The sequence below is a fragment of the Janthinobacterium sp. SUN100 genome (genome assembly GCF_030397705.1).
Lineage (GTDB): Bacteria > Pseudomonadota > Gammaproteobacteria > Burkholderiales > Burkholderiaceae_D > Janthinobacterium > Janthinobacterium kumbetense.
In genome coordinates, this window is the sequence record NZ_JAPUBU010000007.1 from 91,287 (window position 1) to 105,269 (window position 13,983).

At 60.2% G+C, this 13,983-nt stretch carries 11 protein-coding genes; 2 read left to right on the forward strand and 9 right to left on the reverse strand.

Annotated elements, in window-relative coordinates; all coding sequences use genetic code 11:
- Positions 1 to 49 precede the first annotated feature (49 nt).
- From bamA to rpsB, 9 genes are all read right to left on the reverse strand, one after another.
- On the reverse strand, positions 50 to 2,386 hold the full coding sequence (bamA, locus tag O0881_RS27320; protein ID WP_289913811.1) for an outer membrane protein assembly factor BamA: 2,337 nt from the start codon (positions 2,384 to 2,386) through the stop codon (positions 50 to 52).
- Positions 2,387 to 2,469: 83 nt separating this feature from the next.
- Complete coding sequence (gene rseP, locus O0881_RS27325; RefSeq protein ID WP_289913812.1) at positions 2,470 to 3,831, reverse strand: RIP metalloprotease RseP; 1,362 nt, start codon at positions 3,829 to 3,831, stop codon at positions 2,470 to 2,472.
- Positions 3,828 to 5,012: a 1-deoxy-D-xylulose-5-phosphate reductoisomerase gene (gene ispC / locus O0881_RS27330; protein WP_099664329.1), complete on the reverse strand. Its 1,185-nt coding sequence runs from the start codon at positions 5,010 to 5,012 to the stop codon at positions 3,828 to 3,830. Before ispC ends, rseP begins: the two co-directional genes overlap by 4 nt.
- A gap of 8 nt (positions 5,013 to 5,020) precedes the next feature.
- Entirely contained in the window at positions 5,021 to 5,854 is an 834-nt protein-coding gene (locus O0881_RS27335; RefSeq protein ID WP_289913813.1) for a phosphatidate cytidylyltransferase, read from the reverse strand.
- A complete protein-coding gene (gene uppS / locus O0881_RS27340) occupies positions 5,854 to 6,621 on the reverse strand; it encodes a polyprenyl diphosphate synthase (RefSeq protein ID WP_099664331.1) in 768 nt (255 codons plus the stop codon). The genes O0881_RS27335 and uppS overlap by 1 nt, the downstream gene beginning before the upstream one ends.
- 99 nt (positions 6,622 to 6,720) lie before the next feature.
- Positions 6,721 to 7,281, reverse strand: coding sequence for a ribosome recycling factor (gene frr / locus O0881_RS27345; RefSeq protein WP_034784152.1), 561 nt, complete (start codon positions 7,279 to 7,281; stop codon positions 6,721 to 6,723).
- A 175-nt stretch (positions 7,282 to 7,456) separates the two neighbouring features.
- On the reverse strand, positions 7,457 to 8,173 hold the full coding sequence (gene pyrH, locus O0881_RS27350; RefSeq protein WP_034752258.1) for a UMP kinase: 717 nt from the start codon (positions 8,171 to 8,173) through the stop codon (positions 7,457 to 7,459).
- 148 nt (positions 8,174 to 8,321) lie between these two features.
- Positions 8,322 to 9,233, reverse strand: coding sequence for a translation elongation factor Ts (tsf, locus tag O0881_RS27355; protein ID WP_034752260.1), 912 nt, complete (start codon positions 9,231 to 9,233; stop codon positions 8,322 to 8,324).
- A 158-nt stretch (positions 9,234 to 9,391) separates the two neighbouring features.
- Entirely contained in the window at positions 9,392 to 10,144 is a 753-nt protein-coding gene (gene rpsB, locus O0881_RS27360) for a 30S ribosomal protein S2 (RefSeq protein WP_010397614.1), read from the reverse strand.
- A gap of 390 nt (positions 10,145 to 10,534) precedes the next feature.
- Here rpsB and map point away from each other — a divergent pair, with 390 nt between their 5' ends.
- Both map and O0881_RS27370 read left to right on the forward strand, forming a co-directional pair.
- A complete protein-coding gene (gene map, locus O0881_RS27365) occupies positions 10,535 to 11,347 on the forward strand; it encodes a type I methionyl aminopeptidase (RefSeq protein ID WP_099668116.1) in 813 nt (270 codons plus the stop codon).
- A 34-nt stretch (positions 11,348 to 11,381) separates the two neighbouring features.
- Positions 11,382 to 13,949 carry a [protein-PII] uridylyltransferase gene (locus tag O0881_RS27370; RefSeq protein ID WP_289913815.1) on the forward strand — a complete coding sequence of 856 codons (2,568 nt, stop codon included), beginning with the start codon at positions 11,382 to 11,384 and terminating at the stop codon, positions 13,947 to 13,949.
- Positions 13,950 to 13,983 lie beyond the last annotated feature (34 nt).

The window sequence follows — 13,983 nt, forward strand, 5'->3', positions numbered from 1 at the left end:
TACTCCATGGTCAAAAAGTAAAAGCTGTCGCCCCGGTTCAGATGGCCGGTTAGAAACCGGTGCCCATCTGGAACTGGAAGCGCTCCAGGCGGTCCGTCGGCTTGGCGTTCAGCGGCTTGGCATAGCTCAGCTTGAGCGGGCCCACCGGTGAAATCCAGCTGATGCCCAAGCCAGCAGAATAGCGCAATTGCGAAATCCGCATTTTTTCGCCTTCCTGATAGACCTGGCCGCCGTCAAGGAAACCGAACCAGCGCAGACTGCGGTCATTGCCCGAACCGGGGAATGGCATCTGCAGTTCCGCGTTACCGATCAGGCGCGAAGCGCCGCCCAATGCATCGTTGGTGCTCGGTTCAACCGCGCCCAGCGAAGAACTCAGGTAGCCGCGCACCGAACCGATGCCGCCGCCGTAGAAGTTCTTGAAGACGGGGTACACGTGATTGCCGATACCGTGGCCGTAATCGATCTCGCCCTTCAGCGCCAGGGTGACCTTGCTGAACAGCGGACGGAAGTACTGGTGCTCGTAGATGGCACGGAAGTACTTCTGGTCGCCGATCACGTCAGCCTCCAGGTTGATGCGCTGGTAGCGGCCGATCGATGGCGTCATGGCGCTGTCGCGGCTGTCGCGCTGCCATGCCGCCGTCAGCGGGATGGAATTGGTGGTGGCCGAACCGATACCGTCGGACGGGCCGCCATTGTCGACCACGTACTGCTTGAAGCGGATCGGGCTGGTGACGTCGGTCTCGATGCGCGAGCGCTCGGCGCCGATACCGAAGAAGACGGTGTCGACTTCGGAGAACGGCACGCCGAAACTGACGCGGCCACCGGTTTGCTTGATCTTGTAGCTGCCGATGTTCAGCGCCGGCGGTTCCGTCGTCCGCAGGTAGACTTCAAAGCTGCGCGAAATGCCGTCGTCCGTGAAGTACGGATTGGTTTGCGAAAACGCAATCGTGCGGCTGTAATGGCTGGTATTGAGTTCAATGCCGACCGTGTTGCCGCTACCGGCAAAGTTGGCCTGCGAAATCGACGCCGACAGGGTGAATTTTTCCGATTGCGAGAAAGCGCCGCCGATCAGGAAGTTACCCGTTGGTTTTTCCACCACCGTCACGTTGACGTCGACCTGGTCGGTCGTGCCCTGCGCTTCCGGCGTGTCGATGGTCACGTCCTTGAAGTAGCCCAGACGGTCGACACGGTCGCGCGACAGCTTGATCTTGTTGCTGTCATACCAGGACGATTCGAACTGGCGGAATTCGCGGCGGATGACTTCATCGCGCGTGGTGGTATTGCCGGCGATATTCATGTGGCGCACGTAGACGCGCTTGCCCGGATCGATGAAGAAGGTGAAACCGACTTCATGCTTTTCACGGTTGATTTCCGGATTGGCGTTGACGTTGGCAAACGCGTAGCCGAACGTGGCCAGGCGGTCCTGGATGCGCTTGTTCGTCGCCGTCAGGCGCGCGCCCGAATAGATTTCGCCTTCGCGCATCAGGTTCAGGGCTTTCAGCTCTTCTTCGCGGCCGAACATCTCGCCTTCGAACTTGGTGCCGGCGATCTTGTACTTTTCACCTTCGGTGATATTGATCGTCAGGTAAATGTCTTTTTTATCGGGCGTGATCGACACTTGCGTCGAGTCGACCTGCATCTCGATATAGCCGCGGTCCAGGTAGTAGGACTTGAGCGACTCGATATCGCCCGTCAGCTTGGTCTTCGAATATTGATCGGCCTTGGTGTACCAGCTGAACCAGCCGCCCGTGTTCAGGGCCAGCTGCTCGCGCAGTTCCTTGTCGGTGAAGGCCTTGTTGCCGACGATGTTGATCTGCTTGATGCGGGCCACGTCGCCCTCGTCGACGGCGAACACCACGTTGACGCGGTTGCGCTCGATCGGCGTGACGGTGGTGGTGATCTTCACGCCGTACAGGCCATGCGACAGGTACTGGCGCTTGAGTTCCTGTTCCGCGCGGTCAACGGATGCCTTGTCGAAAATCTTGGCTTCGCCTACGCCGATTTCCTTCAATGCCTTGACCAGCACATCCTTTTCAAATTCCTTGGTACCCGTAAATGCCACGGAAGCGATGGCCGGACGTTCCTCGACCAGCACCACCAGCACGTCGCCCTCGGCTTCCAGGCGCACATCCTTGAACATGCCCGTCGCATACAGGGCCTTGATGGCGGCAACGCTCTTCTCGTCGGAGAACGTTTCGCCGACCCGCACCGGCAGGTAGGCAAAGACGGTGCCCGCTTCGGTACGCTGGATCCCTTCGACCCGGATGTCCTTGACAGTAAATGGCTGGACGGCCAGCGCGTGGCCGGAACAGATGGCCATGACGGCGGCGCCGATCAGGCTGCGACGAAAGGAAGGCAAGGCAAAACGAGCAGAATGTAATTTCATTGGGGTTATTCAATGGGTAAATCAATGGACAACATACACAAAAGATTGCTTGTGCGACTCACGCAATGGCATCAACCACGGCCCTAATTCAGCAATCGCAACACGTCATTAAAGACGGCAAGCACCATCAAGGTCAGCAACAAACCGATCCCCAGGCGCTGGGCAATCTCGCCTACGCGCTCCGGCAAGGGGCGTCCGGTCAAAACTTCCAGCGAATAATACAGCAAATGCCCGCCATCCAGAACAGGAATGGGTAGCAAATTCATCACGCCCAGACTGATACTGATGAAGGCAATGAAGCTCAGGTAGCTTACCAGGCCGATGCGCGCCGTCTGGCCCGCGTAATCGGCGATGGTAATGGGACCCGTCACATTCTTCAGCGAGACCTGGCCGGTGATCATTTTGCCCAGCATTTTCAGGCTCATGACACTGGTATCCCAGACCTTGGCGGACGCCTTGCCCACGGCAGAGAACGGTCCGGAGGCCACGGTGATCATATCCGGCACCTGTCCCAGCTTTGCCTGTATCTTACCAACTGTTACAGCTCCCTCTGCCCCGGCGCCCGGCACGGCGTCCGGCGTAATGGACAGGGTCAGGTCCTGGCCCTGGCGCAAGAGCTGCAATTGCAAGGTCCGGCCCGGCGCCTGGCTCAGAGTGGCGATGACGGCCGCCACGTCGTGCACGGGCTGTTCGTCGATGGCCAGGATCTGGTCGTTTTTCTGCAGGCCGGCGCGCGCGGCGGCGCCATCGGGCATGATTTCCATCAAGGTGGGCGCGGAACGGGCCAGGGTCAGGCCCAGCTTGCCCAGCACGTCGCCTTCCAGGTCCGCTTCCGTCAGGCTGGCCGTCGGCAAGGTCGCTTCCTGCTGACCACGGTCGGGACGGCGCACTTCGATGCGCGCCGGCTGCTTGTCGAGGGTGGCCTGGATCAGTTCCCAGCGCAGCTCGGACCAGCTGGCCACGGCCTTGCCATTCACCGCTTCGACCGTATCGCCGCTGCGCAAGCCGGCCGCATAGGCGGCGGTCTGCTCGGCCACGGGGCCGAGCTTGCTAGACGGCTCTTCGATGCCATGCATGAACAGGCCCGCGTACAGCACGATGGCGACGAGGAAGTTGGCCAGCGGGCCGGCAGCCACGATGGCGATGCGGCGCCACACGCTCTGGCGCGTGAATTCGCGGCGCAATTCGCTTTCCGGCAAGTCGCTGAGGTCTTGCGCGCGGCTGTCGAGCATGCTGACATAGCCGCCCAGCGGCAGCGCGGAAATCGCCCATTCCGTCTGGTCCTTGCCAAATTTGCGCGAATACACCACTTTTCCCATGCCGATCGAGAAACGCAGCACTTTTACGCCGCACCAGCGCGCCGCCAGGTAGTGGCCCAGCTCGTGCAAGGTGATCAGCGAGCCCAGCGCGACGATGAACGCCAGCAAGGTGGTAATCAGGGTCATGCGGCCAGCCTGTGGGCGATGTACGCGTGCGCGGCCGCTCTGGCCAGGCGGTCCTGCTCCATCACGGCCTCGATGCTCGAAGCGGCGCCGTGCGGCACCGTCTCGATCACGTGCGCGATGACCCGGTCGATCTGGCGGAAGCCGATCTGTTCGTCGAGGAAGGCTTGCACGGCCACTTCATTGGCCGCGTTCAGCAAGGCCGGCGCCGTGCCGCCCGCGCGCAAGGCGTCGAAGGCCAGCGCCAGGCAGGGGAAGCGGCGGAAATCGGGACGTTCGAACTGCAAGGTGGCCACTTGCGCCAGGTCAAGCTGCGCCACGCCAGAGTTGATACGCTGTGGATATGCCAGCGCATGCGCGATCGGCGTGCGCATGTCCGGATTGCCCAGCTGGGCCAGCACGGAACCGTCGATGTACGAGACCATCGAATGGATCACGCTTTGCGGGTGGATCAGCACCTCGATCTGCTCCGCCGGCGCGCCGAACAGCCAGTGCGCCTCGATCACTTCCAGGCCCTTGTTCATCATGGTGGCCGAATCGACGGAAATCTTGCGCCCCATGGCCCAGGTCGGATGCTTGCAAGCCTGGTCCGGCGTGACCGTGTCGAGCGTCTCGACGTCGCGCGTGAGGAAGGGGCCGCCTGACGCCGTCAGCACGATTTTCGCTACGCCCGCGGCGCCCGGCGCGCGACCATGAGCATGCGGCATGCATTGGAAGATGGCGTTATGTTCGCTGTCGATCGGCAGCAGTACGGCGCCGTTGTCATGCACGGCATCGATGAACAGCTGGCCGGACATGACCAGCGCTTCCTTGTTGGCCAGCAACACTTTCTTCCCGGCACGTGCCGCCGCCAGGGTCGGCGCCAGGCCGGCCGCGCCGACGATGGCTGCCATCACGCCCGTCACTTGCGGCGCGCTGGCGATGGCGCACAGTGCCTCCACGCCGTACTCGACTTGCGTATCGACGCCCTGCCCGCGCAGCAAACGCGTCAGCTCAAGGGCGGCGTCAGCCGTGCCGACGACGGCGCGCTGGGGACGGAATTGCAGGCACTGGGCGGCCAGTTCGGCCACACGGCTGTGCGCGCTCAACGCGTACACGCTGTATTGCTCCGGGTGACGCGCGAGCACGTCCAGGGTGGACACGCCGATCGAACCGGTCGCGCCAAGGATGGTGATGTATTGCATGAGTTTCCTTAAAGCCAGCTGGCCACGAGGGCGGCAAATGGCAGGACCGGGATCAGCGCGTCGATACGGTCGAGTACACCGCCATGGCCAGGCAGCAGGTTGCTGCTGTCCTTGATGCCGGCGCGGCGCTTCAATTGGGATTCGAACAGGTCGCCGACGATGCTGGCGGCGACGATCAGCAGCAGCACCAGCAAGGCCACCAGCCAGCCGCGGCGCAATTGCAGCTGCACGGCAAAGGTGTCTTGCAAGACCGGCAGCGCTGGCGCGGCGAAAATCGTGATGGCGGCGATGACGAGCACGGCGATGCCGCCGCCGATGGCGCCTTCCCAGGATTTACCCGGGGAAATGCTTGGCGCCAGCTTGCGCTTGCCGAAAGCCTTGCCCGAGAAATAGGCGCCGATATCGGCGATCCACACGAGGGCCATCACGGACAGCAGGTACAAGGGACTATGCAGGAACAAGGCGATGATGGCGACGAAGCAGCCGACGATGGTCACCGGATACACCAGGCTGAGCAAGGTATTGCCCAGACCTTCGGTGGGCGGCAAACCCGTCGCCAGCGAAGGCACGAAGCGGATCAGCCAGATGGCCACGCACAGGGCGAACCAGAAATTGAGCTGCACCATGCCGTTGCCGACAAAAAACGTATAAGCGAAGGCGGCAGTCCAGATGGCGGCAATCAAGAGCGCCTGGCGATTTTTGAAAATGCGGAAGCTTTCCCAGATGGCGGCGCCGAAGAACGCCGTGGCGATCACGGCGAAGGCGGGGAAATAATTCAGATACAGAACCGGCAGCAAGACCGCCAACAAGACCAGGGCGGTGATTATCCGTGTTTTCAGCATCAGTTTGTCTTTTCAGTTAATTGCGCGCTGGTACGGCCAAAGCGCCGTTCGCGCTGCTGGTAAGACGCGATTGCCGCGTCGAGGCACTCGTCATTGAAGTCGGGCCAGAAAGTCTCGGTGAAAAACAACTCAGTGTACGCCAGTTGCCACAGGAGGAAATTGGAAATGCGCTGCTCGCCGCCCGTGCGGATGAACAGGTCGGGCTCGGGCGCGTAAGCCATGGCCAGGTGCGGCGCCAATTGCTCTTCCGTGTAGGCGTGCCCGGCGCTCTGGCCATTGGCTGCCGCCTCGGCCGTCATTTTGTTGACTGCCTGCATGATATCCCAGCGGCCGCCGTAATTGGCGCAGATGGACACCGTCAGGCGCGTGTTGTTCGCCGTCTTGCGTTCCGCATTGGCGATCAGGGTTTGCAACTGCTCATTGAAGCGCGACAGGTCGCCCACGACCTTGAGGCGGATATCATTGGCGTGCATCTTGACCACTTCGCGTTCCAGCATGGTAACGAACAGGCGCATCAGCATCGACACCTCTTCTTCCGGGCGGCGCCAGTTTTCCGAACTGAAGGCAAACAAGGTCAGGTACTCGACACCACGGTCGAGGCAAGTCTCGACGATGCCGCGCACGGCGTCGGCGCCCTTGACGTGGCCAGCCACGCGGGGCAGGAAGCGCTTGGTTGCCCAGCGGCCATTGCCATCCATAATGATTGCCACATGGCGCGGCACCGTGCCCACCTCAGGTACTGCCGTTGTCGAACTCGAATAGATCATGAAAACACGAATACCAAAAATAAAAGATAGCTATTATGCGCCAAATAGCACTGCCCGGAAAAGCCATGCTTTTCCGGGCAGCGTCAAAAGAACTGAAAACTAGACCGTCAGCACTTCTTTTTCTTTGTCGACCACCATCTTGTCGATGTCGGCAATAAACTTGTCCGTCAGCTTCTGCACTTCTTCCGACGAGCGGCGCTCATCGTCCTCGGAGCAGGCTTTTTCCTTGACCAGTTTCTTCAGCGACTCGTTCGCATCGCGGCGAATGTTACGCACGGCAATCTTCGCGTCTTCCGCTTCGCTCTTGACCAACTTGACCATTTCCTTGCGGCGCTCTTCCGTCAGCGGCGGCGTCGGAACGCGGATCAGGTCGCCCTGTGCCGACGGGTTCAAACCCAGGTCGGCGTCGCGGATGGCTTTTTCGATGGTGTTGGCCATCTTCTTTTCGTATGGCTGCACACCGATGGTGCGCGCGTCGATCAGGGTCACGTTGGCGACCTGGGTCAGCGCCGTCGGCGAACCGTAGTAATCGACCATCACGTGGTCCAGGATACCCGTATGGGCGCGGCCGGTACGCACTTTGGCCAGGTCGGCCCGCAGTGTTTCCAGCGACTTCGTCATGCGTTCCTGGGTGTTCTTTTTAACGTCAGCTAAGGACATTACCTACTCCTTGTCTTGATAATAATGAATATTCTATTGCGCTTGCGGGTTGAATGGTACCGCAGCCGGGAGTGCCGAAAACCGTTCAGGGCAAGGCGCAGCGCCGAAGACAGTCTTAATGTACGGCGAGGCGCTGCAACGCAGCCATGAGCGGTTTCTCGACGCTCCGCTTCCCTTATACGTGAACCAGCGTGCCTTCGTCTTCGCCCATGATGACGCGCATCAGCGCGCCCGGCTTGGTGATCGAAAACACTTTGATTGGCAGTTTCTGGTCGCGGCACAGGGCGAATGCGGTGGCATCCATCACTTGCAGGTGCTTGGCGATGGCGTCGTCGAACGTAATCGTGTGGAACAGGGTGGCGTTCGGATCCTTCTTCGGATCGGCCGTGTAGACGCCGTCGACCTTGGTGGCCTTCAGGACGATCTCGGCGCTGATCTCGGAACCGCGCAGGGCGGCTGCCGTGTCGGTGGTGAAGAACGGATTGCCGGTACCGGCGGCGAAGACGACCACTTTACCTTCTTCCAGGTATTGCAGGGCTTTCGGGCGGACGTACGGCTCGACCACTTGCTCGATGCCGATGGCCGACATGACGCGCGCGGTGATGCCGACGTGACGCATGGCATCGGCCAGGGCCAGGGCGTTCATCACCGTGGCAAGCATGCCCATGTAGTCGGCGGTGGCGCGGTCCATGCCTTGCGCACCAGGCGCGACGCCGCGGAAGATATTGCCGCCGCCAATCACGATTGCCAGTTCCACACCCAACTTTGCCACCTCGGCCACATCGGCCACCATGCGCTCGATCGTGGCGCGGTTGATGCCGTAGGGATCATCACCCATCAGGGCTTCGCCGGACAACTTGAGGAGGACGCGCTTGTAGGCTGGTTTTGACATGAGCTGGGGCTCCATAAATGAGGTTATTCGAGTATGACATGGCGCAGCGCCTTGCAGCGCCGGATAGGCGGGAGGAAGCTGCCCATGCCGCCGCCCGGCACGACAGGTGCGGGCGGGCCAAAAAAACGGGCCTCTCGGCCCGCTTTACTTACGCTCCCTGGGAGGCAGCCATCTGTGCTGCGACTTCTGCTGCGAAGTCGTCTTGCTTCTTCTCGATGCCCTCGCCCACTACGTACATGGCGAAACCTTTGACGCTGGTGTTAGCCGCCTTCAGCATTTGCTCAACCGACAGCTTGTCGTTTTTCACGAAAGCTTGGTTCAGCAGGGAAACTTCTTTCAGGAACTTCTGTACGGAACCTTCCAGGCGCTTGGCCAGGATTTCCGGCGATTGCGCTGGCTTGCCTTCGGCGGCCGCTTTGGCTGCGTCTTCTTCGGCTTTCAGTTGTGCAACCGAACGCTCTTTTTCGATCAGTTCCGCAGGAACTTCGTTCGACGACAGCGACACTGGCTTCATGGCAGCGATGTGCATGGCCACGTCTTTGCCGACTTGCTCATCGGCGCCGTCGAATTCGACGATCACGCCAATGCGCGAACCGTGCAGGTACGAAGCCAGCTTGGCGCTGGTTTCGAAACGCTGGAAGCGGCGGATGGTCATGTTTTCGCCGATTTTGCCGATCAGGGCAGCGCGCACGTCTTCCAGGGTCTTGCCATCGAGTGGCAGGGCCAGCAGGGCAGCGACGTCAGCCGGGTTGTGTTCTGCTACCAGACGGGCAGCGTTGTTGGCCAGTGCCAGGAAATCGTCGTTTTTCGCAACGAAGTCGGTTTCCGAGTTCACTTCGACCAGGGCGCCTACGCCATTGGCGATGTAAGTTGCCACGACGCCTTCAGCGGTGATGCGTGCCGATGCTTTCGATGCCTTGCCGCCCAGTTTGACGCGCAGGATCTCTTCCGCACGAGCCATGTCGCCTTCGGCTTCGGTCAGTGCTTTTTTGCATTCCATCATTGGTGCGTCGGTTTTGCCGCGCAATTCGCCTACCATCGCTGCTGTAATCGCTGCCATGTGTTTCTCCTGATTCGGTGAGTCGATAGTCGCGGCCGGGCATGCATGCCTCGCCAGCGGTCACTATCGTTTTTTTGTTAAAAAAAAGGGGGAGCTGCTGCCACCCCTTTTCCCTTACTGCTGTGCTTACAAACGGCTATCCTGCGATAGCCTGGCCATTAAGCCTGTTCGTTTACTTCGACGAATTCGTCGCCAGCGGCTGCTTTAACCATTTCAACAACTTCGTTACCGGCAGCTGCACGGCCTTCGATGATTGCATCAGCAACACCGCGAGCGTACAACATGATGGCTTTCGAGGAGTCATCGTTACCTGGGATCACGAAGTTCACGCCTTCTGGGGAGTGGTTGGTATCGACAACGCCGATGACCGGGATACCCAGTTTAGCTGCTTCGGTGATCGCACCTTTGTGGTAGCCGACGTCGACGACGAAGATTGCGTCAGGAATGCCGCCCATGTCCTTGATGCCGCCGATCGATTTTTGCAGCTTGATCATTTCGCGGGAGAACATCAGCGCTTCTTTTTTCGACAGCTTCTCGATCGAACCGTCTTCGATCATCACTTCCATGTCTTTCAGACGCTTGATCGAGGTTTTGATCGTTTTGAAGTTGGTCAGCATGCCGCCCAACCAACGTTGATCAACGAAAGGCACGCCAGCGCGTTGTGCTTCAGCAGCGATGATTTCGCGAGCTTGACGCTTGGTGCCAACCATCAGGATGGTGCCACGGTTTGCAGCCAGTTGACGCACATGCTTCATTGCGTCCTGGTACATCGCCATGGTTTTTTCCAGGTTGATGATGTGGATCTTGTTGCGATGGCCGAAGATGAACGGTGCCATTTTTGGATTCCAAAAACGGGTTTGGTGACCAAAGTGGACACCAGCTTCCAGCATTTCGCGCATTGTTACGGACATTATTAACTCCAGGGTTGGGTCTGGAATCCGATCAGTCACCATACAGGCACCCTTGTCGACCGGATTCGCGTGTTTATATAAATTAAAGACACTGTTTTACTACATTGCTTAAAAGAGAATTCAAGCAACCCAGGATTCTACACCGAAATGCCCATTTCATCAAGTCCACGGCGCAAATCGCGCGCGCAGCGACGGCAAGCGTTGCACCACGCTGGTGCAAGGCGTATCCGCCATGGCCATTCCCGCAAAAAACGCCTGCCCGCCCTAGGATGGAGGCGGCGGATACAGGGCGCCTCGTTTATAATTTCGACATATTTGCAGACTTTTCCTCCTACGCTGAGATTCGTCTGTGCTTTTCACCCGAACAACTTGCAGATTGCGAATTACATCATGTCCACCATCCGTATCAATACCGCCGCCGACATCGAAGGCATGCGCGTTGCCGGCAAACTCGGCGCCGAAGTGCTCGACTACATCACTCCCTTCGTCAAGGTCGGCGTCACGACCGGCGAACTGGACCGCCTGTGCCACGAATACATGGTCAACGTACAAGGCACCATCCCTGCCCCGCTGAACTATTGCCCGCCCGGCTACACGCCCTACCCGAAAGCCATCTGCACCTCCGTCAACGACGTCATCTGCCACGGCATCCCCGGCGACAAGGTCTTGAAAAGCGGCGACTCCGTCAACCTCGACATCACCGTCATCAAGGATGGCTACCACGGCGACAACAGCCGCATGTTCCTCGTCGGCACGCCCACCATCCTGGCCAAGCGCCTGTCGGAAATCACCTATGAATGCATGTGGCTGGGCATAGCCCAGATCAAGCCGGGCGCCCACCTGGGCGATATCGGCCACGCCATCCAGCAGCACGCGGAAAAGGCCGGCTACAGCGTGGTGCGCGAATTCTGCGGCCACGGCATCGGCAAGGTCTTCCATGAAGAACCGCAAGTGTTGCATTACGGCAAACCAGGCACCCTGGAACGCCTGGAAGCGGGCATGATTTTCACCGTCGAACCGATGATCAACTCGGGCCGCCGCGAAATCCGAGAAATGAACGATGGCTGGACCATCAAAACCAAGGACCGCAGCCTGTCGGCGCAATGGGAACACACGGTGCTGGTGACGGAAACGGGCTATGAAGTGCTGACCGTCTCGCCCGGCATGCCGCCGCCACCGGCCTTGATCCTGAACAAAGCCTGATTCTCCACCCCACGCACCGCCACCCAGGGCCCAGATGAAAAAGCAAGTTCGGGAACAGCTGAAACAGCAACTGAAAGCCGACCGCCAAGTCGTCATTGCGGCCTTCCAGGCCGACGGCAAGCCTGAAAAACTGCTGCGCAGCCTGCGCCACAGCGTCGACGGCGTACTGGCGCGCGCCTGGCAGGAAGCGGGCTTGCCGCCAGGCACTTCCCTGGTGGGCGTGGGCGGCTATGGCCGCGGCGAACTGTTTCCGTATTCCGACGTCGACCTGCTGATCCTGCTGCAACAGGCGCCTGATGGGGCCACGCAGGAAAAGCTCGAGGAACTGGTGCAACTGCTGTGGGACCTGGGCCTGGAAATCGGCCACAGCATCCGCACGGTCGATGAATGCCTGGTCGAATCGAAGGCCGACATCACCGTGCAAACGAGCTTGCTCGAAGCGCGCCTCGTGTGCGGCAACGCGGACTTGTTCGCGCAATTGCAGCAACGCTATGACGCGGCCATGGACCCGCAGGCGTTTTTCCAGGCGAAAACGGCGGAAATGCGCCAGCGCCATGCCAAATATGAAGACACGGCCTTCAGCCTGGAACCGAATTGCAAGGAAAGCCCGGGCGGCTTGCGCGACTTGCAGGTCATCCTGTGGGTAGCCAAGGCGGCCGGCCTGGCAAACTCGTGGCGCACCCTGGCCACGGGCGGCCTGATCACCCTGACGGAAGCGCGCCAGCTGATGGAAAAAGAGCGCGCCTTCAAGGATATCCGCGTGCGCCTGCACCTGCATGCGGGGCGGCGCGAAGACCGCCTCGTGTTCGACGTGCAGACGGCCATCGCCGAATCGCTGGGCTTGCAGGCGACGGGCAGCGGGCCGCACATGCGCCGCGCCAGCGAATTCCTCATGCAGCGCTACTACTGGGCCGCCAAGACGGTGACCCAGCTCAACACGATCTTGCTGCAAAACATCGAAGCGCGATTGTTTCCACAAGACAATGTGGCCGTGCCCATCAACGCACGCTTCAATGAAGTCAACAGCCTGATCGATATCAGCGCCGACGATACCTTCGAGCAATACCCATCGGCCATGCTGGAAGTCTTCGTGCTGATGACGGAACGCCCCGCCCTGAAGGGCATGACCTCGCGCGCCACGCGGGCCCTGTGGCACGCGCGCTTCAAGATCGACGCCGCCTTCCGCCAGGACCCCGTCAACCGCGCCCTCTTCCTGCGCATCATGCAAGCGCCGGTCGGCATCATCCATGCGCTGCGGCGCATGAACGAGATGAGCATCCTGGGGCGCTACCTACCGAATTTCCGCCGCATCGTAGGCCAGATGCAGCACGACCTGTTCCACGTGTACACGGTCGACCAGCATATTTTGATGGTGGTGCGCAACATGCGCCGCTTCACCATGAGCGAACACGCGCACGAATACCCGTTCTGCAGCCAGCTGATGGCCGATTTCTCGCAATCGTGGCTGCTGTACGTGGCGGCCCTGTTCCACGACATCGCCAAGGGTCGCGGCGGCGACCATTCGAAGCTGGGCGTGGCCGACGCCACCCAGTTCTGCCAGGAGCATGGCCTGTCGGAAGAAGACACGGAACTGGTGGCTTTCTTGGTGGAAAATCACCTGACCATGTCGCAAGTGGCGCAAAAGCAGGATTTGTCCGATCCCGACGTCATCGCCGCCTTTGCAAAAGTGGTCAAGGACGAGCGCCACCTGACGGGCCTGTACCTGCTGACGGTGGCCGACATCCGCGGCACCAGCCCGAAAGTGTGGAATGCCTGGAAGGGCAAGCTGCTGGAAGACCTGTACAAGATCACCTTGCGCGTGCTGGGCGGCGAGCCGCACACGGCCGACCGCGAACTGAAAAACCGCCAGCAGGAAGCGCTGGCCACCCTGCGCCTGTACGGCTTGCCGCCGGACGCCCATCTGAAACTGTGGCAGCAGCTGGACGTGGCGTATTTTCTGCGCCACGACGCGTCCGACATCGCCTGGCAGACGCGCTCGCTGTATGACAAGCTCGACAGCAAGTTGCCGGTGGTAAAATGCCGGCTGGCGCCCATCGGCGAAGGCTTGCAGGTGGCAGTGTACATTCCCGACCAGCCCGACCTGTTCGCGCGCATCTGCAGCTATTTCGACCGCAAGAACTTCAGCATTCTCGACGCGAAGATCCACACGACCAAGAATGGCTATGCGCTCGACACGTTCCTTGTCACGGAGCAAAATTTCGCCAAGAGCTACCGCGACATCATCAGCCTGATCGAGCATGAGCTGGGCGAGCTGTTGCAGTCGCAAACGCCGCTGCCGCCGCCGGGCAAGGGACGGCTGTCGCGCCTGTCGCGCACCTTCCCCTTCCAGCCGACCGTGGATTTGCGGCCCGATGAAAAGGGCCAATACTATTTGCTGTCGGTGGCGGCCAACGACCGCACGGGGCTGCTGTATGCGATCGCCAACGTGCTGACCAAGTACCGCATCAACTTGCACACGGCCAAGATCATGACCCTGGGCGAGCGGGTCGAAGACGTTTTCCTCGTCGACGGTCCCGCGCTCAACAATGCCCGCAACCAGATATTGCTGGAAACCGATTTACTCGATGCGCTGAAAGTGTAGACTTTCCGCGCAGCGCCTACCTTACTGAAACTGA